The organism is Paraburkholderia sp. ZP32-5, from assembly GCF_021390495.1.
GTDB lineage: Bacteria > Pseudomonadota > Gammaproteobacteria > Burkholderiales > Burkholderiaceae > Paraburkholderia.
The window spans coordinates 1,104,927-1,128,379 of sequence record NZ_JAJEJP010000001.1; the positions used below are offsets into that span (position 1 = coordinate 1,104,927).

Sequence of the window (23,453 nt, forward strand, 5' to 3'; positions counted from 1 at the left end):
TCGCGCCAGTTTACACGCGGCGGCGGCGCTTCCCGAGCGCGCTTTCTGGCCACGCTTCCAGGCCATGTTTCCCGGCCGCGCTATAACCAAATCCCCGACGCCACCAGAGGGCTGAACCTAGCTTGTTTTTCGAATATTCGTGATTTAGATTTTCTGCGCAAGCCAAAACCTCACGCTCCGACCTGGCCCGCGTCCCGCCAGACCCGAACGGTCAGGTCTTCTTTCAGGCTAATTGGAGATCGTATGCGCTATTCAACAACAATTGCAGCGGCCCTGGTGGCTGCAGGCTTCACGCTGTCCGCCCATGCCCAGGTCGTCGTCACGATCGGTCACTCGGCGCCGTTGACCGGCCCGCAGGCTCCCAACGGCAAAGACAACGAAAACGGCGCGCGGCTCGCCATCGATGAACTGAACAAGTCGGGCGTGACCGTCGCCGGCCAGAAAGTCACGTTCAAGCTCGATTCGGAGGACGACCAGGCGGACCCGAAGATCGGCGTCCAGGTCGCGCAAAAGCTGGTGGATAGCGGCGTGGTGGCGGTCGTCGGACCGTACAACTCGGGCGTCGCGATTCCGGCGTCGCGTGTCTACAATACCGGCGGCGTGCCGATGCTGCCGGTCGCATCGAACCCGGCGCTGACGAAGCAGGGCTTCAAGAACATCTTCCGTATCGGCGCGAGCGACGAACAACTCGGCGGCACGATGGGGCAGTTCGCGGCGAAAACGCTGAAAGCCAAAACTGCGGCAGTGATCGACGATCGCACCGCGTACGGCCAGGGCGTCGCCGAGCAGTTCATCAAGCAGGCGAAGGCGAATGGCATCCAGATCGTCGATCAGGAGTTCACCAATTCGTCGGCCACTGACTTTCTCGGCATTCTCACCACGATCAAGGCGAAAAACCCGGACGTGATCTTCTTCGGCGGTTACGCGGCGCAGGGCGCACCGATGGCCAAGCAGATGCGTCAACGCGGCTTGCGCGCGAAGCTGCTCGGCGGCGACGGCATCTGCTCGGCCGATATGGGTAAGGTCGCGGGAGACGCCGCGTCGATCGTGTATTGCGCGCAAGGCGGTATTGCGCTCGATAAGACCGCTGCCGGCCGCGAGTTTCTGCAAAAATACAAGGCCGCGTACAACATCGATACGCAGGTCTACGCCGTCAGCTACTACGATGGCGTTAAGATGCTGGCCGACGCGATGGTGAAGGCCGGCACGACCACTGACAAGGCGAAACTGATTGCCACCCTGGCCAAGGAAAACTACAAAGGCGTTGCCGGCACCTATTCATTCGACGAGTACGGCGATCTGAAGGGCGCGCCGACCACCGTCTATGTGATCAAGAACGGCTTGCCGGTTCCGTACGGCCAGTAATCTGACGCGACTTACCGACATCCCGAAGCACTTATGAAAATTTCCCGCACCATCTCGACCGTCGAAGTTCACACCGGTGGTGAAGCATTTCGTATCGTCACCAGCGGTCTGCCGCGCTTGCCGGGCGATACGATCGTCAAGCGCCGCGCGTGGCTGAAAGAGAACGCCGACGATATCCGTCGTGCGCTGATGTTCGAACCGCGTGGCCACGCCGACATGTACGGCGGCTATCTGACCGAACCGGTCAGTCCGAACGCGGACTTCGGCATCATCTTTCTGCACAACGAGGGCTATAGCGATCATTGCGGACACGGCGTGATCGCGCTTTCGACAGCGGCGGTCGAGTTGGGGTGGGTGCAACGTCAGATGCCGGAGACGCGTATCGGCATCGACGCGCCATGCGGTTTCATCGAAGCGTTCGTGCAATGGGATGGCGAGCATGCGGGTAACGTGCGCTTCGTCAACGTGCCGTCTTTTATCTGGAAGCAGGACGTGACCGTCGAAACGCCGTCGTTCGGCAAGGTGACCGGCGACATCGCGTTTGGTGGCGCGTTCTACTTCTATACCGATGGCGAACCTCATGGGCTTGCGATTCGCGAGTCGTCGGTCGAAGAACTGATCCGTTTTGGCGCGGAAGTGAAGGCCGCCGCGAATCAGGCGTTTCCGGTCGAGCATCCGCATATTCCGGAGATCAACCATATCTACGGCACCATCATTGCCAACGCGCCACGGCATGAAGGCTCGACGCAGGCCAATTGCTGTGTGTTTGCCGATCGCGAGGTGGACCGTTCGCCGACGGGGTCGGGCACCGGTGGACGTGTGGCCCAGCTCTATCTGCGCGGGCAGTTACGCGCAGGCGAGACGTTGGTGAACGAGTCCATCATCGGTACGGTATTCAAGGGACGTGTGCTGAGCGAGGCGACCGTCGGCGACTTCAAGGCGGTCATTCCGGAAGTGGAGGGCAACGCGTTCGTATGTGGTTTCGCCAACTGGATCATCGATGAGCGCGATCCGCTAGCGTACGGTTTTCTGGTGCGATAGACCGGTTGCTGTAGTGATGCCCTCTGACGCGTGACGCCGGGTAATCGGCGTCACGCGTTTTTTTACGGGCTTCGCAGACGTTAGCGGAAAGCTGCAAACCTAAACATAGCGCGCTTCGTTCAGGTCGGCGATGAGCGTGGGGCCATTAGGTTGCCACCCCAAACGTGCCCGCGTCTGCTCACTCGACGCCGGCATATCGAGCGCGGTAAACAGCGCCATCCATCCGAAGTGCGCCTGCGCTTCGTCGCGCGTGATCGACACGGTCGGCATTTTCAATCCGCGCCCCAGCGCCTCGGCGATCTCACGCGCGCTGACGCCTTCTTCGCCGACCGCGTGGTAGCGCGCACCGCGTTCAGCTTTCTCGATCGCGAGCCGATACAAGCTCACGACGTCCGACAGATGTCCCGCTGGCCAGCGATTCAAACCATCACCCACGTACGCGCACACGCCTTTGTCGCGCGCAATCTGGATCAGCGGCGTGATGAGGCCTTGCCGGAACGGGTTATGGACTTGCGGCAAGCGCATCACCGATACATTGACGCCCGCCTCCAGCAGCGCGTTACCCGCCAGTTCCGAGCCGATACGCGGGTTCGGGTGCGCGGTGTTGAACACGTCCTCGGTGGCCGGTTGTCCGTCATCGCGGCTGCCGATGCCGGTGCCGGATGTGATCAGAAGCGGGCGATCCGAGCCTGCCAATGCCGAGCCGAGTGCCTCGATCGCGCGCTTGTCCTTTTCGCAGTTGTCCACGAAACGCGAGAAATCGTGATCGAACGCAAGGTGTATGACCGCATCCGCTTTGGCGGCGCCGCTGCGCAGGCTGTCGGTGTCTTCGAGCGTGCCGCGATGAACCTCGGCGCCCGCGGCAACCAACGCTTGCGCGCCGGCATCGGAGCGCGTCATGCCGATCACCCGATGTCCGGCTTCGATAAGTTCAGGCACCAGAGCCGCGCCGATAAACCCGGTCGCGCCCGTCAGAAAAATTCGCATGGTTCAGTCTCCAATAAAGCTGCCCATGCACTATGCGATCATTCGCTATTCTATTGAAGTAGTGAGTTTATCCCGGTAAAACGACTAACAGGCTATTCGATCGTGAGCACCGCCCAAACCCTCGGGGACTTTCTGCGCAGCCGCCGCACGCGGCTCGATCCGGCGAGCTTCGGTTTTGCGGGGCGCCGCCGCACGCCTGGACTGCGCCGCGAGGAAGTGGCGCAGCGCGCGAACATCAGTTCGACGTGGTACACGTGGCTCGAACAGGGGCGCGGCGGCGCGCCGTCCGCGGAGGTGCTGGAGCGCATCTGCGCGGCGCTGATGTTGACGGATACCGAGCGTGAACATCTGTTCATGCTGGGTCTCGGGCGGCCGCCGGAAGTGCGCTACAGATCGATCGACGGCGTGAATCCCCGCTTGCAGCGCGTGCTCGATTCGCTCGACGCCAGTCCATCGATCATCAAGACCGCGACATGGGATGTCGTCGCGTGGAATCGCGCGGCGGTCGTCGTGCTGACCGACTACGGCGCGTTGCCGCCGGGTCAGCGCAACATCCTGCGCTTCCTGTTCGGCGACCCCGCGGCGCGTGCAAAACAGCACGACTGGGAGAGTGTCGCGCGCTTTGTCGTCGGCACGTTTCGCGCGGACGTGGCACGCGCGGGGCTCGCGTCGGAAGTGGGGGAACTGGTGGACGATTTGTGCCGCACCAGCCCCGACTTCGAGCGCATGTGGCGCGACAACCAGGTATTCAGTCATGGCGAAGGCGAGCACATCAAGCGCCTGTTGCATCCCACGCTAGGGACGATCGAGATGGAGTATTCGCTGTTCGCCGTGGATGGTCGGCCGGACCTCGGCATGATCGTTTATATGCCGCTCGATGTGCGGATTGCGGAGCGTATTCGTAGTGCCGTTGCGGCGTAGTGTCGATTCGTGGTGGCGTTAGCGGCGCAGCTGAATGTTCTCGATAAGTGTCGCGTGACTATATCGCCAGCTCTGCTGCACAGAACCTACTCCGAATAGAACCCCGAACCCACCAGGCCTGGAACGCCATCGATCGTGACTGCCTTCACGTAGGTCCACTTATGCGATAGCTGCGTCTGCCCCGGTCTGAGGAACATGTAGTCGACCCAACCCGATCCCTTCGTTTCGGCGGCCTGGACCATCGCGTCATGAAACCGCTTGCCTGTCGGGTCCGTTTGACCGCGAACATTGGTCCCTTCCCGGGCTGGGAAAGCCGGGTTCAACAATACGTTTTCCTTCATGTCGTAAACGAACAGATAGGTGTCGCCGTGGCGCCACTCGCTATCCTTGATTTTGAACTCGGGAAACGCCGCCTTGCCCTTGCTGTCGATCAACGCCGCGGCCTTGTCGACCAGTGCTTCGGTTTGTCTGGCTGTTTCGGAGGTGGGCGGCGATGATTGGGAAAACGCGGGCGACACCGCGCAGAATGATCCGGCCAGTAACAGAATGCCGGTAAAGAGGGCTTTGCCGTTCATAGCGCAATCTCCCGCCACTGAGTTCAACGCCGTTGCTGACCTCGATGATTCTTTCCGGCTCGATGTACGCCGAAGAGCAGGCCGCGCAAGAAAAGCACCGACCTGCTTGCAAAAAGACTAGATCACGAAGCACGGCCTGGCCAAGATCGTTTTCCCGCATGGCGTCGCGATATCGACCACTTGATGAACGAGTGTTACGAAGCCACCACTTCCTCAAGCCGGCTGATGACGCCAGGCCACCCGCTGCCCATGCCGTGAAATGCGGTCTTGCCCAGCGGGGAGTCGAGATCGAAGCCCCGATGCTCGAGCGACAGACGCGTACCGTCGCCTTCGGCGGCGAGCCGCCAGGTGATCGTCGTATCCAGTGTGCCGGGCGCGAAAGAGTACGACAGCAGCCGTTCGGGTTCGACGGCGATAACTTCGCACGGCTGCAAGCCCCATGGCCCCATGTCCAGGCTAAAGCGATGCCCGACGACCGCGCGCACGTCGCCGGCGGCCCACCATCGCGCGTGAATGGCGGGGTCCGTGAGGGCCGTCCAGACCTTCGCCGGCGGATGAGGGATAAAGCGGGTGAGCTGGATAATGCCGGGTTCGGTCATCACTTTTCCTTATCGAGTACTTCAGTGAGTGCATCCAGCCGCTGCCCCCAGTACGACTCGAACGGGTGCAGCCACTGCGATAACTCGCTCAATGGCTGGGTGTTCAGGTGATAGACGCGCTGCCGTCCGCGCGCCTCTTCGGTGATGAGGCCAGCAAGACGAAGCACCTGCAGATGCTCGGAAATGGCGGGCCGATTCACCGCGAACGCGGACGCGATCTCGCCGGCCGCACGCGGGCCGCCAAGCAGCATCTCGAGGATGTGCCTGCGGATCGGGTTGGCAAGCGCGCCAAAGGTATCGGTAGTCGCCATGCGCGCAGTATATGTCGGAAATTTCCGACGCGTCAATCGGCGCTAATCGTGAGCGTGTTCTGGGGCTTGGTCCGGTATGGGAGCGAAGGGCTTTACGCCGGCATGCAGCGGCGTTCGGTTGTGCCTATGCGATCGAATGGATGCTTCGCCGTGCCGACGCGGGTGATTCCGCCGGCCCGGCGCATTGCGATGGAGCAATGAAACTCAACTGGCGATGGCCCGGACTCGACGTGACGCCGCGCGCATTTGCCGGCACTTCTGTTCTTCCAGCCATTGAAGCGATTTCTGCACGACCTCGGGCGGAACCGTATCGAATGACGCGCTACGAATAAGGGTCTCGCTTGCGGCAATGTCGTTGAACTGCCCCAGTTTGTTTTGCACCGACGTCAATTCCTTGATCGTGCGTTTGCGTCCGCTTTTGATCACGGGTTGAAAAAACTCGAGCAGGTATCGAAGCTTCTTGCCCGCTTTTCGAACGTCATGCAGATGTTCTTCGTGCGTGGCTTCGCTGCGTGTGGCACGCCTGCTGCGTTTTCGCAGCGCGCGCTGCGCAAGGAGAACGCGCTGTTTGGCGAACTGCCGGACAGGCAGGTCGTTGCAACGTGAGCGCAACGTGGTTTGCGCGCGCAGCAGCGCATCGTTCAGGAACGCCTCGACCTCGTCGCTCCGGATCATCGCCTGGCTATGCATGACGGCCTGGGCGCGCTTGTCGCGCGCGGCCGCCACAAGCATCTCGACCGATGCGTCCGAGTCCTGCGCTTTCGTCAGCAGGTCGCCGGCGATATCCCAGTCGCGCGTTCCGCCGGCCACGTCCGCGAAATGCTTGAAGCCCTCGATGGCTTGCGCGGTAGCTTCTTTGTCAAGGTAGGGTGAATACGCCCAATACAGCGCACGAAGTTTTCTGAACGCAACGCGCAGCTGGTGAAATTGTTCCGCATCGCCGTCCGCGGAAAGTTCTCGCGCTCTGCGCACTATCTCGGCAACAACCGGTGTTACCAGAGAAGCGAAAGTACTGGCAATCGAACTCGTCTTTGACAGTGGTAAACCGGCTTGCCGGTGGTCGATCTTGAAGAGAGCGGTCGGCCGCGGCAAGCGCCAGTCACCATCCATATCCATGTCAGCCTCAAAGGGTAAAAATATGCTTTGCCGAGACCTTAGCACACCGGCTTTCACGAATTGCCTGATAGACGCGCAGAAGCGCTGTCGGAGCGCGTTTTTTGCTGGCGCGATGTGCGTTGTTGGCAGCGTCGCGCGCGGGACCGCCGTCAAATTCGCATGTTCTGTGACATTTTGATGAATTGCATTTTTTCTGTGGCGCGCGCAACTTGCTGAAGTCCCGACGTTGTCGGGTTCGTGCTGTTCCATTAAGATCATCACCTACGTTAAGTGCGTGTACTGCTCGAAGTAGCAACGCATTGAGCGTGCCAAGGAAATACCCGAGAACGAAAGGGGAGTTCGGTTTGAAGAAACGCGCTACCGTAATCTGTTGCAGAGGAAAGCGAATTCTCCTGGTCACACGTAGTCAGTCGAAGTGGTCCTTGCCGGGCGGAATTCTCAAGCGTGGGGAGCATCTCCCGGATGCGGCACTTCGGGAACTCAAGGAAGAAACGCGGCTTTCCGGCAAGTCGGCCAAGTACCTCTTCAACGTTCGCGGAAAACAGAAACACCACCATGTGTTCGCCTGCGAAATCTCGAGTCGCGCCAAAGCTCGCCCGAGCAACGAGATAGCCAGATGTCGATGGGTTCACGTCGACGATATTTCCCGCCTGACCACCAGCACGCCGACCCTCGACATCGTGAATATGATGGGTCAGCGGCGCAAGAAATAGCGCGCTACCACCGCTCGTTGCAGTTCAGGCCGGGATGCCCACCGGAAGCAGATAGATGACGGTCTGGCCGTGCGGCAACGCGAGCGTGCGTGCCGCCGGCGCGCCATCGACGGCGCCGACGGGCACGGAGCCGAGTCCGAGAGCGACGGCCTGCAGCAGTATGTTCTGGGTCGCGTGCCCAGCCTCCAGGTCGGCATACAGATTGGCTCGGCCGCCATACCTTCCAGAGAGCCGACTGGGTTCGACCGCCACCGCGATCACGAGCGGTGCTGCCCCGATCGATGCCTGTCCGAGCGCCTGGGCTTTCAGCTTGGGACGCAGATCTGGCGATGTCCGTGTTTCCGCCCGATGGCCCAGCGGCAGATAGTGCATCACCTCGGTGGCGGTCACCGCATACAGTTCAAGCGCGTACAAAGCACCGGCCGATGGCGCCGCGCGCCTGTCGTTCGCGCGGGTGATGCCTTGCCCGGCCCACAGCAACTGGCCGATCGAATCGACGGGCAGTGTGTCTGGTTTGAACGAGCGTACGGATCGACGGCGCTCGATGGCTTCCTCCAGCGACATCGAACCGCTGAGTTTAGGTTTGGGTAATTCGATTTCATTGGTGTAGTGCGCGTCGGCTGCCTGCGCGTGGCTGGGAGAAACCTCCGCCATCGCGCCGGCGGCCAGCATAGCCAACAGTTCACGGCGTTTCATCGAGCACCTCCATGAGTCAAGGCGCAGACCAGCCGGCGAAACTCGCGGCCTGCGCGAATCCCAGTACTTCACCTCAGTACTACGCGTTTTCCGCAAAACCGTATTCGCGCAGCTTACTCGCAAGGCAGCGCAATTTGGCCAGCAATGAGAAGAGGTCCGTGCCATCGAACGGAGACAAGCTAGCGTGCATATAGGGCGCGGATGCTCGTGCGTTCGAGTCGAGATCAATCGGGATGCGAAGCGGTTTTGTCGTTGTTGACGGCTTCGGTTTGGCTGGCTTTGTTGTTGTTGCTCTGCGATGCGCGCGCGTGATGATCGTCGGGTCGGGTTTGCGTCTCCTGAGGCAATACGAAGGTAGTGAAAAAGCTGCCCATTACCGCGGAAAGAATGATGAAGGCCGAAGCCGCGTCGGCCAGCAAGCCGAAGTATTTGAACAACGCGATGCTGACGGAGAACATCAACAGATTCAGCACCAGACCCAAAATCGCCGGCGCTTTCGGCACTGTATTAACGAATAGCGCGATCCGTGAGTCGGTGCGCGGCACGTACCAGACAAGCAGCAGGCCGAACACGACGATAAAGCCGATTTCCGCCCATTGGAGCCACCGTGGTCGGCGCAGCAGTCGGCCTTCGAAAATCGTTTCGATACCCTGCGCCTGAATTTCGATGCCGGGCACCAGTTCACCCAGCGCGGTGGTGCGTATGTCGGTCAGGCCGGTGCCCGTCAGGCCCACCAGCACCAGCTTGTTGTGAAAGCGCTTCGCGTCGACCTTGCCTTGCAGCACATCGCGCGCCGACACGTAACGTTGCTCAGTCGCCCGAATCGACGCGAAATACAGCCAGATGTCGCCGTTGGGTTGCGTCGGCACGCGCACATCGCCGACACCCACCGCCTGCACACCCGAGCCGTTTGCGTACACGTCCACCACGGGCGCGCCGATCGCAACGCGCAGCATCTCGATCGGCAAGCCGGGGACCATCTTGTCGCCGAGCCCCATGATCAGCGGAATTCGCCGCACGGTGCCCTGTTCCTGCGCCACGTTCAGCATCGCCTGGCCGTGCGCCGCGCCCTGCAGTTCCGGCAGGCTCGCCAGAACGTACTGGAAGCGCTGGATGCTGCCCATCGGGTCCGGGCCATGCACGCGTATCGGCGTGGTCAGCAGATCGGTGCTGGTCGTCGAGGTCGCGTGATCGAAGGCCGCCGCGCCGAGGATCGACGGCGCCGCGCGCAACGCAATCTCGAGAATGCGCTCGTGACTCGGCAATGCCCGCAACTGCGTGGCGATGTCCGCCGCCGACGGCGGCAGATTGTCGGCCACCTGGCCTGGCGAGGTTTGATCGAGCTCCGGCATGTAGATATCGAGGCCGATGGCGAGCGGCTTTTGCGCGGCGATCGCATCGACGAGGTTCGCCAGCCGGTTGCGCGGCCACGGCCATTGACCGACGGCTTCCAGCGTCTTGTCGTCGATAGCGACGATGGTTACCGGCTGCGTCGTGGGCACGCGCGGAAAACGGCGCTGATAGTGATCGAACAGCAGTTGCCGCGCCGAACCGAAGGTGTCCGGCAGCACGGTGCTGAGCGAGTCGAGAACGGCGGGGCGCGGCATCGTGGTCGGCCATTCGCCGCACAGGTCGAGTACGACGAGAGCAAACAGCACGATGATCGCCGAGGGCCGTCCTTTATACGCTCTGATCGCGCGTTTGAAGATAGGCAGCCATCTGTCGCGAAAGCGCTTCATGTCGGCGGCGGTTAAGAAGCGACGATCGCGCGAAGCGGCGCGCGATCGCCCGGATCACTGGATGATGATCACGACGCGGCGGTTCATCTGGTTCGGCACGCCGTCCGCCGTATGTACGACAGGCTCGCGCTTGCCGCGTGCGGCGGTCTCGATTTGCTGCGCGGGGATACCGGCCTTGACGAGAAATGCCGCGACGGTCTGCGCGCGGCGCATCGACAGCTTGTCGTTGAATTCGTTAGAACCTGCGAGGTCGGTGTGCCCCACGACGGTCAGGTGCGGTGCCGGCCATGTCGCCAGTACGGTCTTCAGCTTCGCGACCGTCGCTGCCGAATCCGGCGCGAGTTCGGTTGCGGAGTCGAACAGGAAGTTGATCGTGAACGTCACGGGGCGCGGCGGACGCGCGGCAAGCAGATCGCCGTAGTGTTCCTGCACATTGGACGAACTCGCCGTGGTCACTTCGATCGTGCCGTTCTGCGCGACGTCCGCCTGCGCATAGGCGGTATTGATCACTTGCGTTTTACTGGCGCTTTTGACGACGACGGCGCCGACGCTGCCTTGCGGATCCGGCAGCAATGTAATCCTGTCCGGTGTCGAGCTGCATGCGCAAAGGCAGCTTGCGATGACGAACGCCGCTGTTACTCCGAACCGGTCATTACGCGCGGAGGGTTTCAACGTTCGCTCCCGCTGTCGCCACCCACTTCGATGATGAACTCTGTGCCGCGCACGCCCAGCGTCGTGGTCGGGGTGCTGTAGCGCACCGATTCGGGGTTTGCCTTCGCGAGCTTGCCATCCACGACGGCGAGCGAGCCGCGCTTGATGGTGGCGTCGAGCGTTCCCTCGTAGGTGGTCGTATCGAAAGCGAACTTGTTGAGTTCGAGAATCGAGTTGGCGCCTTCGGATAACAGCGTGTCGTCGCGCAGCGTGATACCGACGGAGGAGGCGGGGCCCGTCACGATGCGGTCGCTGCCGAACACGTTGCTGCCGATCGAGGCATCCACGTTCTGGCCGGCGCGCTCGATATGAACCGCCCCTTTGACGGTCTTGACCGTGCCGACCGAATCGGCGGCGTAAGTGTTCGCGACGGGCGGGCACCCGCATGCGAGAAGCAAGACACATTTGATGGCTTGACTATGCATGAGCGGCACCCGTAGTGGCGAGTTACACGTTTGCTTCGCTTTATCGCGCCGCTTGCCTTTGACGCGTGCGTCGGCGGAGAGCGTTTTCTACAGTAACAGGGGTGAGGCGTGGTCGAACGACGTGTCGAAAGCCGGTGTGTCGGCAGCAACACCGGCCCGAGGGGCTGGGGCCAGCATAGTGTTGGTCTGACTGATTGACGGTGCGCTAGCGCACGTATTTCGGGCAGAGCTGGCGCGGTTTTTTCCAGCGCACCGCATCTTTACGTGATCGGCTGGACCCATTGGCTCCGCCACGCCGGCGCATCAAAGGGCTCGCAGAACTACTGGGTCTCGTGAACGACCTTGGTATTGCGGAACTCCATGATGCTGACGGTGTGCGCGGCTTGCCCCTTGTAGGCGATGATGTATTCCGTCACCCAAAGCGCGCCTTTCCCCTGAATTCTTCTTACGTTAAAGCCCGATGGCTTGTCGGGATGATGACCTCGCAGCGCCTGCAAATTGACTCGCCCGACAATTCGCTCGCCTGATTGCGGGTAGTCGCAGATCACGTTGTCATCATAGATGTCGTGTTCTGCATCGAGATCGCCAGCAGCCGATGCGCGCCAATGGGCATCCAGGGCGTCACGTATTTGCGTTTCCTCCATGGTATGTCTCCCGATGGGTTCGATCGCGTATCTTGCACTATAGATGCAAGAAAGTATGGCTGCGTGTGCGGCTTTTGATGCGCGGCTTCGTCGGTACCCGCTCTTCAGGCTACGCGCCCCCACGCCACCAACATTTTCTTTCCCACCTCGGCAAATACGTCGATCGCGGGAAGCAGTTCGCGCCCGAGTTCCGTCAGTTCATATTCTGCTGAAGGCGGTGAGCTATCCAGGGCCCGTCTTGCCACAAGCCCTCGGGATTCGAGTTCATGAAGACGAGCGCTAAGTACGCGCGCGGAGATGCGCGGAATGTCATGGCGGAGCTCGCCAAAACGTCTTGCCTGACCGCGTAGCTGCCAGATAACGTTCAAAGCCCAGGCACCCCGTAGAAATCCAAGTGCATCGGTTATCTGGCATGCGGGCGGCGATGAGGCCTTGCTTTTGCGTACTGGCAAACCCATGGTTGTCGATTCCCTTCCGGTTAGTAACTGTGGGGTTACCACATTATATTGACCCAGGTCTCCAAAACGCCTGGCAGGTCGCTAGTATCTGATCCGCGCGGCAGGCTACCCCTACACAACGTCGCGCGGCATTCCCAACTTTCCGAGGAAATCAGATGAAGCTTTATTACTCGCCCGGCGCTTGCTCGCTTGCGCCGCATATCGTTGCACGCGAGGCACGCATTGCACTTGATTTCGAACGGGTGGACATCGCGACGAAGCGTACCGAACGAGGCGCCGATTTCCTGCAGGTCAATGCGAAGGGCAATGTGCCTGTGCTTGAGCTGAACGACGGCGAACGGCTGACGGAGGTGCCTGCGATAGCGCAGTATCTCGCCGACCTTAAGCCCGAAAGCGGACTTGCCCCGCTCAATGGCTCGATGGCACGGTATCGTCTGCAGGAGTGGCTAGGCTTTATCAATTCCGATCTCCATAAGACATACTCGCCACTCTTCAACCCCGCGACCCCTGAATCGGTACGGTTGGATCGGAAGGCGGTATTGCTCAACCACTACGTCATGCTGGAGAGCCGCCTCGGTACGCAACCATGGTTGCTGGGGGATCGCTTCTCCGCGGCCGATGCTTATCTTTTCACAGTGACAAACTGGGCGTCACACGTCAAATTGGACATATCCGGATTAACCGCTATCGCAGCGTTTCAGCAGCGAGTCGCGGGCAGGGCTGCAGTTCAGGAGGCGCTGCAGGCCGAAGGATTGCTCTATGCCCGACGGGATGATTGACGGTCCTTTCGATCGTCACGAGCGGCTGACTTCTCGCCCGGTTACCGCTCGCCCATCTCAGGATTCTTTCGACATTCTCGTACGCATTCCCAGCCGAACGACTACAGTTGATTGTCAGGGAGACAATCGTGTCCGTGGCCGAACCCAGCCTACGGTCATGACCTCTCGATTCACCGACATCAATCAGTTCGTATCAGCCAACGCTCGGGCAAAGCAGCCCGTTCGCCATCAACCACGCCAATATCGATCTCGCACAACAGTGCGTCTTCGCGCATATCCCAATCGGCTCGATGCAGCCGTAACGGAGGCAACAAATGGATTCTGCAACTGTCGATGTCGCGGAACAGAAGCGCCTGAACGACGCGCGCACGGCGCAGGTGCCGTGGAAGAAGTGGGGGCCGTATCTCAGCGAGCGTCAATGGGGAACGGTCCGCGAAGACTACAGCGCGGACGGCAACGCGTGGAACTATTTCAGCCACGATCACGCTCGCTCGCGTGCCTACCGATGGGGAGAAGATGGTCTCGGCGGACTGTGCGACGACCAGCAACGCCTGTGTTTTGCGCTCGCGCTATGGAACGGGCACGACGCGATTCTGAAAGAACGGCTGTTTGGCCTGACTAATAGCGAGGGTAATCATGGCGAGGACGTGAAGGAGTATTACTTCTATATCGACAACATGCCCACGCACTCGTACATGAAGTATCTGTACAAGTATCCGCAGCGCGAATATCCATACGGGGATCTGATCGAGACCAACGGCAGGCGATCGCGCGACGAACTCGAGTACGAGCTGATCGATACCGGCGTATTCGATGACGACCGCTATTTCGACGTGTTCGTCGAATACGCAAAGGCGGCGCCCGAAGATATCTGCGTGCGCATTTCCGTGCATAACCGCGGGCAGCAAGAAGCACCGCTTCGCATTCTGCCGACGCTGTGGTTTCGCAATACGTGGAGCTGGGGTTATGACGATCGCAAGCCGTCGCTGTGCGAAGCGGCTCCGGGCGTGATCCGCGCGACTCATCATGAACTGGGCGACTACTGGCTCTATTGCGAAGGGGCGACGGAACTGCTCTTCACGGAAAACGAAAGTAATGCGCAGCGTCTATGGAATCAACCCAACGCGTCGCCTTTTGTGAAAGACGCTTTCCATGCTTATGTCGTCGGCGGGCAGAGCAGCGCGGTGAATCCCGCCAGGATCGGGACCAAAGCGGCGGCTCATTACGTGTGCAATGTACCCGGCGGTGGCAGCGCGACGATCCGGCTGCGTCTGACGGCGGCGAGCCGCGACAACGCGTTCGCTGGTTTCGACGATACGTTCAACGGGCGCATTGCCGATGCGGACGCATTCTATGCGCGCATCACGCCGGAATCGCTGAGTGAAGATCAGCAGCGGGTACATCGTCAGGCGTTAGCGGGCATGTTGTGGAGCAAGCAGTACTACTACTTCGATCTCGAACTATGGTTGCGCGAGCATGGGAGTCATCCGTTGCTCGAAAGCGAGCGGCCCGATGTGCGTAATACCGCGTGGTTTCATATGTTGAACGCGGATGTGATTTCGATGCCGGACAAGTGGGAGTATCCGTGGTACGCAGCCTGGGATCTGGCGTTCCATACGATTTCGCTGGCGCTGGTCGATTTCGATTTCGCACAGGACCAATTGCTGCTGATGTTGCGCACGCTGTATGTCCATCCAAGCGGACAGATTCCCGCCTACGAGTGGAACTTCAGTGATGTCAATCCGCCGGTGCATGCGGCCGCCACGCTGTGGCTCTATCGATATGGGAAGGCACTGGGTCGCGCCGATCCGCGTTTTCTCGAACGTTCGTTCCAGGGCTTGATGCTCAATTTCAACTGGTGGGTCAATCGCAAGGACCCGTCGGGCCGCAACGTGTTCTCTGGCGGCTTTCTGGGGCTGGACAACATCGGCGTATTCGATCGCAGCGCGCAATTGCCGACAGGGGGATCGCTGGAGCAGGCGGATGGAACCGCATGGATGGCGTTTTATTGCCAGTGCATGCTGGAGATGGCCGTCATCCTGACGGAATACGACTCGATGTACGAGGAGATCGCCTTCAGGTTCGTCCAGCACTTCATGTGGATCGCCTACGCGATGGACCGGCGCGGCGAACATCCGGACGAGATGTGGGACGAGCAGGACGGCTTTTTCTACGATCTGCTGCGGCTTCCTGACGGGCAGAGCATGCGCCTGAAGATCAGGTCGATGGTGGGGCTATTGCCGCTGTGTGCGTCGACGGTATTCGAGGCCGATTCGGTCAAGCGCTATCCGAAACTGATGGAGCTGATCGCGCAATTCCGCAAACGCTATCCGGAGCTGGTCGCTCACGTGGCACCGACGGATGCCGGTTTTATCGGTCATCGGGAGCGCAGGCTGCTGTCGATTCTGAACAAACGTAAGCTCGAACGCGTGCTCGGCTATCTGCTCGACGAGAACGAATTCCTCGGGCCGCACGGCATTCGCTCGCTGTCCCGCTATCACCTCGAGAATCCGTACGCGCTGAATATCGGCGGCACGGAATACAAAGTGCAATACCTGCCGGCCGAATCGAATACGGGCATGTTCGGCGGAAACTCCAATTGGCGAGGTCCGGTATGGATGCCGGTGAACATGTTGATCATTCGGGCACTGATGAATCTCTACAGCTTTTTCGGCGACGACTTCAAGGTTGAGTGCCCGACCGGCTCGGGGCATCAGATGACGCTGTTCGAAGTCGCGCAGGAGATTGCGCGACGGCTATCGGGTACGTTTTTGCGCGATGCGGAGGGACGGCGCCCTGTCTATGGCGGCACGGACAAGTTTCAGAACGATCCGCACTGGCGCGATCTGATCCTGTTCTACGAGTACTTCCACGGCGACAACGGTGCGGGACTCGGCGCCAGCCATCAGACGGGCTGGACGGGCCTTGTCGCGCCGCTGCTGGACATGTTCGGGCGTGTCGATGCTCGGTCCGTTCTCGAAAGCGAACGCTGGCGCGTCAGCGCCGGTATCTCTCCACAACAGGTCGATGCAGATCGATAATGGAACGTGACGGACAAAGAGTCTGCATCAACAGCGATCAAGGTCGAACCTGCTGCCAGGAAGAATCGGGATCGAATGCGCCGAGTGCAGCCGCGGTGCGTGCCGTATTGGGACCGAGGTCTTTCTGGTAGAGCTGTCCGTCCTGATTCACGATAAAACTCATGATCCCGGTTTTGCCGTAGTGGGCAGGCCACGCGATCAGTGCATAGCCTTTGGTCATCTCGCCGTTCTGCACATAGTTCTCGGCGCCGCCGCTCGCATGACTGCCTTGCCGGCTCAGAATCCGGAAGTGATACCCGTGGTAGCCCTCGGCCGAAATCGGCGAATTCTGCCGCATCGCGATCACGAGCGGCCCCAGCGGACTTTGTGTTTCGCCTGGCGCGGCGGGCCAGTAGAGGCCGTCGCGCTGGCCGGGCGTACTGATCAGACGCTGCGCGTAGTGCCCCGTCAGATTGCGATAGTCGCTTTGGGCATCGAGATACGCGAGTGACGACAGCATCGCCGCGCGCTCGTTGCGTCCGATCTTGAGCGTCAGCATTTCGTCTCTTGCCGCCGGCGGATCGAAACGCCAGCCGTGCGGTCCCTGTAACAGCGGAATGGGCAGCGTCCAACCGCTTTCGCCGACTCGCAGATGAGCCGTATGGCGCGCGCCGGCGGGCGGATCGTTGACGATCTCGTGACCTTGAGACCACGCGCCGAGGAAGTCGTAGATATCGTCGTGGCCGATGTTCTGCTGGGGAATGAAGCGCTTGAAGTCGTTGCCGAGTACATGCTTGAGCGCTACTGGATCGCTGCTCGACAATGCATCCACTAAAGCCGTCGCCGCTTCGTCCGGCGTCGCATAGACTGCCTGTGCGTCGGCGCGTGGTACGGTCGCGAGCACGATCAGCGACGCGACGAGCGGCGCGACAATAGCCGCGAGGCGAGAGCGGTGCGATACCCGGTGCCGCAGCGGGCGACCTTTACAGAAGTAGATCATCACGCTTGTTCTCCTGACAGATCGTTCGTTTATCGGCGGAAGCGGCCACCGCCGCCGCCGAAGCGGCCACCACCACCGCCAAAGCCACCGCCACCGTATCGGTCTCCACCACCACCGCCAAAGCCGCCGCCCCCGCGGTCTCCACCACCGTACCGCTCGCCACCGGATCGGTTGCCGCCGAAGTTGTCGCTCGCGAACTGACTGCGACTCGCTTCGCCGCGCTGCATGTCCTGGCGCGCGGCGTTGCCATCGCCCGCGCCGCGCAGTGCGTTATCGCGATTCATGCTTTGCGCGCTATTACGCAGATCGTTGGTGTTCGCGCCGCCTCCGTGCTGAATGTCTTGCAGGCGTTGGTTCGCTGAGCCGCCGAGGTTCTCGCCTGTGCGGTTCTGAAGCGTTTGCATCGCTTGCGCGCGTGAACTGTCGTAGCCGCGATAAGCGTTGTGCTGCGCGTTATTGAAATTATTGCTATTGAAATTGCTGCTATTGCGATTCCAGTTCGTCGTGCCGCCGTTTGCGTTGATTCGATTGTTGACGTTGATGTTGTTGTAGCGGTTCACGTTCACGTTGACATTGCCGCCATGCCAATCGACACCGCCCCACAGCGAGTTGGTCACGGCGATTCCCGCACCGAACGCGAGTCCGGTCGCAAAGCCGGCCGCGATCGCATATCCGGGTGGCGGCGGAATATAGACGGGCGGATAAGCCGGATAAAGCCACGGCCCATAGACGACCGTCGGGTTATAAGTCGGCACGTACACGACCTGCGGATTAGTGGGCTGTATCTGGATCGTGTTCTGTTCGATGACGACTTTCTGCTGCTCGCTGGACTTCAGATTGCCCGCCTGCTGTGCCTGCTTGCGCAAGCGCTGCACCGAATCCATCAAGTCGTTCGGCTGCGCGAGAAATGCCTTGCCGATCTGATCGACCCAATCCGGCTTCGACGCCATGGTCGCCAGCACCTGCGGAAAGGCCACCAGCGACTGCACGCTCGGGTCCCAGGGCTCGGACGATACGGCTTTGACTGCGTCGTCGCCGTTGCGCTGGGGATTCGCCTTCGACCATTGCGCGGCGGACTGGACTTCCTGCGGAAACGTCGCCGCCATCAGCACCTGAGCAAGCAGTGCATCGGGGTAAAGCGCAATCGGGGCAGTGAGTGAATCGAGCTGCTGGTTCGACAGCTTGGGGGCGCCCTGGGCGCACGCCGCGCCCGACACGGCGACTGTGATGAGCGTGGCGAGTGTGACGACGAGCATCGCGCGCAGCTTCGATCCGATGTTTGTCAGATGTTCCGATAATGACTTCACGATCAGTTCTCCCCGCTTCAGAAACGGATTCGTACACCGGCAAACGGGCCCGCTGTCCTGATGTTGTAGTAGAACGACGATGTGTTGTAGTCCTGGCTGAGTATCCTGTACCCACCGGACAAACTGACTGTCTTGTTGATGTCCCAGAAGGCGGCCGCGACGAGCTGCCAGGTGAGATTACTGCCGCCTCCGCCGACATCCGCATAGCCCATGACCGACCATCTTTCAGAGAACTGGTAAGTGCCGCGCACGCCGACGATGCCGTCGACCCAGCTCACACTTCTGCTGCGTTCGGCGCCCGCCGGCAATAGCGGACTGGATGAAAAAGACAAGGTGGCGTTGAGATTCGTGTAGCGCAAGCCGGCCAGTACATCCACGGGCGTGGTATTGCTTTCCAGCACGCGATAGGCGCCCGCGACCTGCAGCACGCCGTTATCCAGCTTCGCTCTCGCCGTGCCCAACTGGCCGCCGAGAATCGGATCCGAAGTCTTGCCCACGCTGACGTAAAAGCCATCGACGATGATGCTCCAGCGATCCTTTCGCGCTTCGAACGTACCCATTACGCCGAAATTGAGGTTGCGCCAGATATCAGAAAAAGGCGCATTGACGTTCTGTGCCGGAATCACGTTGCCGACGCGCATGGTGCCGCTCTGTCCCGCGAACCAGAAATAAGGCGTCACGGTGAACTGCCACGTGCTGGCTGCCGGCGTTGCGGCCGGCTGTTCCTGCGCATTCGCCGATGCGCACAGCGCGAACAGCAATGTGCCCATTACCGGAGAAGATTGCAGATGCCACGCTTGCGTTCGCATGACCGCCTCGCAAAGTGTCGGTACGCTGCGCAGCATGCGTCACGCCGAATCATTCGAGCCTCCGATAGGGCTCGAATGGTTCGTGAGAACAGTAGCCGCGTTTCTTTTGCGTCTCAACTCGCCGATCAGTGGGCGCCGCTTCCGCTCGCATCTTCCAGATGTCGCAGTACCGCATCCAGGTTGAACGATGCCGGCTTTTGACGTGGGGGAAATGCTTTGAATTCGTCGATCTCTCCCGCAACGATTGCCTGCATCGCATACACCAGATAAGCGTGCGATATCACCCAATCCCAGTACGTGTTCGAACTTTCGTCCGCTCTTTCGAACGGGTCGCGCCGAAGATTGAACATCTTGGGAATGCGCAAGCGAACGAATGGCTCCGCCCAGCACTGCAGCCGTGTTGCGCGTTGCTCCTGCAACACCACTTTCCAGTCCTTCATGCGGATGGCCAGAATGTCGCCGTCATCGCTGATGTAGAAGAAGGACTGGCGAGGGCTCTCGCTGACTTCGCCACACAGGTAGGGCAGCATATTGAAGCCATCGAGGTGAGCCTTGAAGGTCTTGCTTCCCGCCTTATGTCCGGTCAGAAGTTTCTCCTTGATGTCCGGTACTCCCGCGGCCGCAAGCAGTGTGACCATCCAGTCCTGATGTGCGACGATGCCATTGAGTACCGTCCCCGCGGGGAATTTTCCCGGCCATCGGACAAAGGCCGGCACGCGCCAGCCACCTTCCCAATTGGTGTTCTTCTCCGAGCGGAACGGCGTGATGCCGGCGTCAGGCCAACTGTTGTAGTGCGGCCCGTTATCCGTCGAGTACATCACGATGGTGTCTTCGGCAATACCGAGTTCATCGAGCTTGGCAAGCATTCTGCCGATGTTCTCATCGTGAGCGACCATCACGTCGTTATAGTCGCCCTGACCGCTCTTGCCTTTGTGCTTTTCCGCGCAATGCGTCCTGAAGTGCATCGCCGTTGTGTTGTACCACATGAAAAACGGCGTGCCTGACTGATGCGCCTTGTCGATGAATGCGAGCGCACGATCGGTCGTTTCTTCATCGATCGTTTCCATGCGCTTTCTAGTCAGCGGGCCGGTGTCCTCGATCGTCTGGCCGCCTTTTCCGTCGGCATGGCAGTGCAGTACGCCTCTCGGCCCGAAGCGCTTCTTGAATTCCGGCATCTTCGGATAATCGGGGTCCTCGGGCTCTTCTTCCGCATTCAGGTGATAGAGATTGCCGAAGAACTCATCGAAGCCATGCACGGTCGGAAGAAACTTGTCCTTGTCGCCCAGGTGGTTCTTGCCGAATTGGCCCGTCGTGTAGCCCAGCGGCTTCAGCAATTCCGCGATCGTCGGGTCTTCGTCCATCAGACCGATATCGGCGCCGGGCATACCGACCTTGGTCAAGCCGGTGCGGATCGGATTCTGGCCGGTAATGAAAGCGGCTCGCCCGGCCGTGCAGCTTTGCTGCGCGTAGTAGTCGGTGAAAGCCACGCCTTCGTTGGCGATGCGATCGATGTTCGGCGTTCGATAGCCCATCTGTCCGCGGCTATTGAAACTGATGTTCCACCAGCCGACGTCATCGCCCCACAGGATCAGGATATTGGGTTGCTTGCTTGCCATGATCTTCTTTTCCTTTCAGGTAGGAGCCAGGTCACCTATGCACAGCCCTGGCCAGAAGACAGCATCGACTGCGGAGAAATCATCAACGATTCATGATCCGTCTATTTACATGCCACCCGCCGAACAGGTGGTGCAACCGCAGTCAACTTGCACAGGTGCGACCTGCCCATCAAGACGTACGACTTTGCGCAAACCCGGCGTCGAGCAGCGTGTCGGGGGCTCGGCTGCCGTGGCAAAAGCGGAATTTCTGGCCGCTTCCACACGCGCAGGGCGTGTAGGGTCCGCGACGTTTGTCCTCGGCGATCGTGCGCGCCATCACGTCGGACGGGGGACGGCCTTGATGAATCAGTCTCGCCATGGTCTGCATCGCGGCGCGCGAGTGCGCGAAGAACAGTTCCAGGCCGGCACACAGATAGTTGTGGCCTGGCTCGCCATCGCGTGAAAGCGCGAAGCGGTCCTTCGGGCAGCCGCCATTGCACAATGCGCGTACTTCGCAGTTGCGGCATTGCGCAGTCAGCGATTCGCGTTTGTTCAAACCGAATTCGAGCTGTTCGGGCGACGCCATCAGGTCGCGCATATGCGTGTCATGGATATTGCCGAGCCGATAGCCCGGCTCGACGAAATGATCACAGGAATACAGATCGCCGTTATATTCGAGCGCCGGGCCTAACCCGCAAGTAGGCGCGTGAATACAGAGCAGATGACGCCCGAAATACGACTCCAGTGTGACGTCGAAGAGTTGCACGTAGACGCGGCCTACATCGTGGCGGATCCATTCTTCGAAGATGTCGACGAGAAATTGCCCGTACTGCCGCGCGCCCACGGAACGATTGGTGACGCGATCGCCGGTTTGCGTATACAGCACGCGTTCGCGCCCCGGCTGTTGCCGCCAGCCGAGGTTGGCAAGATCGATGGTCTGTTCGGTAGCGCGTTCCACGATCGGGATGAACTGCATCCACTTCGCGTCCAGTTCGTCGCGGAAGAACCGATAGACGCTGCGGCCATGATGCTGATTGGCGGCGTTGACCGTGCACAGAATATTGAACTCGACGTTGTGGCGCTTCAGCTGCTGATGGCCACGCATCACGAGATCGAATGTCCCATGCCCATGGCGATCGACGCGATAGGTGTCGTGCAGCGATCGTGGCCCATCGACACTCAAGCCAACGAGGAAGTCGTGTGTCCGAAAGAAGCTGGCCCATTCATCATCGATCAGGATGCCGTTGGTCTGAAAGGTATGCTTGATGACCTGCCCAGGCTTGCGAAATTTATCGACGAGTTCGACGGCTTTGCGAAAGAACTCGACCTTCATCAGCGTGGGCTCGCCGCCTTGCCACGCGACTGTCATATGCGGTGTGCGATGCGATTCCAGCAACTGACGGATATAGGTTTCGAGCGTAGTGTCCGACATCCGGTGCTTGCCATCCGGATACAGCGCGTCTTTGGACAGGAAGAAGCAATACTGGCAATCGATATTGCAAGTGGACCCACTAGGCTTTGCCAGCAGATGAAAACACGGTGGAGCATTTGACGGTGTTTCACCGCTTGAACGATCACCGCTCCTGGCTGTGACAGCACGAAACGGCGAGTTCAAATCCGTCACGGTGATCTCCGTTTGCTTGTTAGCGTATTCCGGATTGTCCCGTACGCACGGAATCTGGCGTCGAAACGCTAAGCGGTGCGTTTCGAATAAAGGTGACGGGAACGTAACAGAGTCGCGCGTGGCACGTTTTACGCGTGGACTCTGGTGATGGTTACTCTCGTGATTGTTATAGCATACGGCGGCAATGAAAACGAATTTCGTTGAGTAGCGAATTCGCGCAGATGGATTGATTGCGTGGGAAATTGGGTACTCGTCGCGCGAAGTTTTATGCCTGCTGTTTATTAGATAGTCTGATTCGCAAAAGTACTGTTACCAGATTGGCTAATTCGAAAGATTGTATTAACTGGCTTATTCAATAAGTCAGATCTCGCTTTACAAGTACCCTGTACTTTCGATCGCGCGGCTTCTCCATGTCGCAAAGCTCTCGCACGAGCATCTGTGTTGCACTAGACTGAAACGGCGTCGCGAGCACGCGGATTCTTTGCGCGCGTGCCGATGTTCAACGGCCACTTCGCTATTCCAGCAGTTCTTTTTCTCGCACTTCTGTTGAGGCGCAACATGCAGGGAGCTGACGTGGAAAGCGCGCCGGTACGCTCGACAAATGAACTGGCAGTGGATCGGACGGACCTCGCGACGAAGCGCACGCTGATGGCCGCCGACCGCTCACTGATGGCATGGATTCGAACTTCGCTGTCGATGATCAGTTTCGGTTTCACGATATACAAGATTCTCCAGAGCTATGAGGAGATGGGCGCGCATATGTCGCATCCGCATAGCGCGCGACGCGTGGGCCTGTTTCTGACCGGCATGGGCACGGTTGCGATGGTAATGGGCACGATCGAGTACTGGCGAACGATTGTCGATCTGAGTCAGTTCCAACGTTATAGCGTGTGGCGGCCTAGTTTTTTTGTCGCGCTGGTGATGGCGGTAACAGGAACGTTTACTTTTGTGAGCATCGTCATCCGGTTGCTTTAGGGATTGGCGATGGGTGAGCGCGGCTGTTGATGCGCAATACGAT

The 23,453-nt window shown here is 59.9% G+C and carries 23 protein-coding genes; 7 read left to right on the plus strand and 16 right to left on the minus strand.

The annotated features are described in order from the left end of the window. Window positions 1-243: 243 nt before the first annotated feature. Both L0U82_RS04680 and lhpH read left to right on the plus strand, forming a co-directional pair. A complete protein-coding gene (locus tag L0U82_RS04680) occupies window positions 244-1,365 on the plus strand; it encodes a branched-chain amino acid ABC transporter substrate-binding protein (RefSeq protein ID WP_233828826.1) in 1,122 nt (373 codons plus the stop codon). Window positions 1,366-1,398: 33 nt separating this feature from the next. Then, window positions 1,399-2,406, plus strand: a complete 1,008-nt coding sequence (lhpH, locus tag L0U82_RS04685; protein ID WP_233828827.1) for a trans-3-hydroxy-L-proline dehydratase — start codon at window positions 1,399-1,401, stop codon at window positions 2,404-2,406. Between the two features lie 99 nt (window positions 2,407-2,505). On the opposite strand, the gene L0U82_RS04690 is transcribed toward lhpH, so the two are convergent. Next, window positions 2,506-3,393 carry an SDR family oxidoreductase gene (locus L0U82_RS04690; protein WP_233828828.1) on the minus strand — a complete coding sequence of 296 codons (888 nt, stop codon included), beginning with the start codon at window positions 3,391-3,393 and terminating at the stop codon, window positions 2,506-2,508. Window positions 3,394-3,495: 102 nt separating this feature from the next. On the opposite strand from L0U82_RS04690, the gene L0U82_RS04695 reads away from it, so the two are divergent. Continuing rightward, window positions 3,496-4,314: a helix-turn-helix transcriptional regulator gene (locus L0U82_RS04695; protein ID WP_233828829.1), complete on the plus strand. Its 819-nt coding sequence runs from the start codon at window positions 3,496-3,498 to the stop codon at window positions 4,312-4,314. A gap of 86 nt (window positions 4,315-4,400) precedes the next feature. On the opposite strand, the gene L0U82_RS04700 is transcribed toward L0U82_RS04695, so the two are convergent. From L0U82_RS04700 to L0U82_RS04715, 4 genes are all read right to left on the minus strand, one after another. Then, window positions 4,401-4,889 carry a cache domain-containing protein gene (locus tag L0U82_RS04700; protein WP_233828830.1) on the minus strand — a complete coding sequence of 163 codons (489 nt, stop codon included), beginning with the start codon at window positions 4,887-4,889 and terminating at the stop codon, window positions 4,401-4,403. A gap of 194 nt (window positions 4,890-5,083) precedes the next feature. After that, a complete protein-coding gene (locus tag L0U82_RS04705; protein ID WP_233828831.1) occupies window positions 5,084-5,488 on the minus strand; it encodes an SRPBCC family protein in 405 nt (134 codons plus the stop codon). Continuing rightward, window positions 5,488-5,799: an ArsR/SmtB family transcription factor gene (locus L0U82_RS04710; protein WP_233828832.1), complete on the minus strand. Its 312-nt coding sequence runs from the start codon at window positions 5,797-5,799 to the stop codon at window positions 5,488-5,490. Before L0U82_RS04710 ends, L0U82_RS04705 begins: the two co-directional genes overlap by 1 nt. 204 nt (window positions 5,800-6,003) lie before the next feature. Beyond that, window positions 6,004-6,915, minus strand: coding sequence for a CHAD domain-containing protein (locus L0U82_RS04715; protein WP_233833118.1), 912 nt, complete (start codon window positions 6,913-6,915; stop codon window positions 6,004-6,006). A 344-nt stretch (window positions 6,916-7,259) separates the two neighbouring features. Here L0U82_RS04715 and L0U82_RS04720 point away from each other — a divergent pair, with 344 nt between their 5' ends. Further along, window positions 7,260-7,628, plus strand: a complete 369-nt coding sequence (locus tag L0U82_RS04720) for an NUDIX hydrolase (RefSeq protein WP_233828834.1) — start codon at window positions 7,260-7,262, stop codon at window positions 7,626-7,628. Between the two features lie 24 nt (window positions 7,629-7,652). On the opposite strand, the gene L0U82_RS04725 is transcribed toward L0U82_RS04720, so the two are convergent. The 6 genes from L0U82_RS04725 to L0U82_RS04750 form a co-directional block, all read right to left on the minus strand. Beyond that, window positions 7,653-8,324, minus strand: a complete 672-nt coding sequence (locus L0U82_RS04725; RefSeq protein WP_233828836.1) for a SagB/ThcOx family dehydrogenase — start codon at window positions 8,322-8,324, stop codon at window positions 7,653-7,655. 224 nt (window positions 8,325-8,548) lie between these two features. Further along, window positions 8,549-9,982, minus strand: a complete 1,434-nt coding sequence (locus L0U82_RS04730) for a CHASE2 domain-containing protein (protein WP_233828837.1) — start codon at window positions 9,980-9,982, stop codon at window positions 8,549-8,551. Between the two features lie 135 nt (window positions 9,983-10,117). Further along, the gene (locus L0U82_RS04735) at window positions 10,118-10,636 is read right to left on the minus strand and encodes an OmpA family protein (RefSeq protein ID WP_233828838.1); all 519 of its coding nucleotides are present in this window, start codon (window positions 10,634-10,636) and stop codon (window positions 10,118-10,120) included. A gap of 95 nt (window positions 10,637-10,731) precedes the next feature. Next, window positions 10,732-11,199 carry a FecR family protein gene (locus L0U82_RS04740; RefSeq protein ID WP_233833120.1) on the minus strand — a complete coding sequence of 156 codons (468 nt, stop codon included), beginning with the start codon at window positions 11,197-11,199 and terminating at the stop codon, window positions 10,732-10,734. 320 nt (window positions 11,200-11,519) lie between these two features. Beyond that, the gene (locus L0U82_RS04745; protein ID WP_233828839.1) at window positions 11,520-11,843 is read right to left on the minus strand and encodes a nuclear transport factor 2 family protein; all 324 of its coding nucleotides are present in this window, start codon (window positions 11,841-11,843) and stop codon (window positions 11,520-11,522) included. Between the two features lie 104 nt (window positions 11,844-11,947). After that, entirely contained in the window at window positions 11,948-12,301 is a 354-nt protein-coding gene (locus tag L0U82_RS04750; RefSeq protein WP_233828840.1) for a winged helix-turn-helix transcriptional regulator, read from the minus strand. A 155-nt stretch (window positions 12,302-12,456) separates the two neighbouring features. On the opposite strand from L0U82_RS04750, the gene gstA reads away from it, so the two are divergent. Together gstA and L0U82_RS04760 are read left to right on the plus strand one after the other, a co-directional pair. Beyond that, window positions 12,457-13,080: a glutathione transferase GstA gene (gene gstA / locus L0U82_RS04755; protein WP_233828841.1), complete on the plus strand. Its 624-nt coding sequence runs from the start codon at window positions 12,457-12,459 to the stop codon at window positions 13,078-13,080. Window positions 13,081-13,394: 314 nt separating this feature from the next. Beyond that, the gene (locus tag L0U82_RS04760; RefSeq protein WP_233828842.1) at window positions 13,395-16,121 is read left to right on the plus strand and encodes an MGH1-like glycoside hydrolase domain-containing protein; all 2,727 of its coding nucleotides are present in this window, start codon (window positions 13,395-13,397) and stop codon (window positions 16,119-16,121) included. 37 nt (window positions 16,122-16,158) lie between these two features. On the opposite strand, the gene L0U82_RS04765 is transcribed toward L0U82_RS04760, so the two are convergent. From L0U82_RS04765 to L0U82_RS04785, 5 genes are all read right to left on the minus strand, one after another. Beyond that, window positions 16,159-17,100, minus strand: coding sequence for a DUF2950 domain-containing protein (locus L0U82_RS04765; RefSeq protein ID WP_233828843.1), 942 nt, complete (start codon window positions 17,098-17,100; stop codon window positions 16,159-16,161). 29 nt (window positions 17,101-17,129) lie between these two features. Beyond that, window positions 17,130-18,356, minus strand: coding sequence for a DUF3300 domain-containing protein (locus L0U82_RS04770; RefSeq protein ID WP_233833121.1), 1,227 nt, complete (start codon window positions 18,354-18,356; stop codon window positions 17,130-17,132). A 68-nt stretch (window positions 18,357-18,424) separates the two neighbouring features. Continuing rightward, window positions 18,425-19,216: a hypothetical protein gene (locus tag L0U82_RS04775; protein ID WP_233828844.1), complete on the minus strand. Its 792-nt coding sequence runs from the start codon at window positions 19,214-19,216 to the stop codon at window positions 18,425-18,427. A 125-nt stretch (window positions 19,217-19,341) separates the two neighbouring features. After that, window positions 19,342-20,832 carry an arylsulfatase gene (locus L0U82_RS04780; protein ID WP_233828846.1) on the minus strand — a complete coding sequence of 497 codons (1,491 nt, stop codon included), beginning with the start codon at window positions 20,830-20,832 and terminating at the stop codon, window positions 19,342-19,344. A 169-nt stretch (window positions 20,833-21,001) separates the two neighbouring features. Continuing rightward, window positions 21,002-22,339: an anaerobic sulfatase maturase gene (locus L0U82_RS04785; RefSeq protein WP_233833123.1), complete on the minus strand. Its 1,338-nt coding sequence runs from the start codon at window positions 22,337-22,339 to the stop codon at window positions 21,002-21,004. Window positions 22,340-22,930: 591 nt separating this feature from the next. Here L0U82_RS04785 and L0U82_RS04790 point away from each other — a divergent pair. After that, window positions 22,931-23,410, plus strand: coding sequence for a YidH family protein (locus L0U82_RS04790; RefSeq protein ID WP_233833125.1), 480 nt, complete (start codon window positions 22,931-22,933; stop codon window positions 23,408-23,410). The last annotated feature ends 43 nt before the right edge of the window (window positions 23,411-23,453 follow it).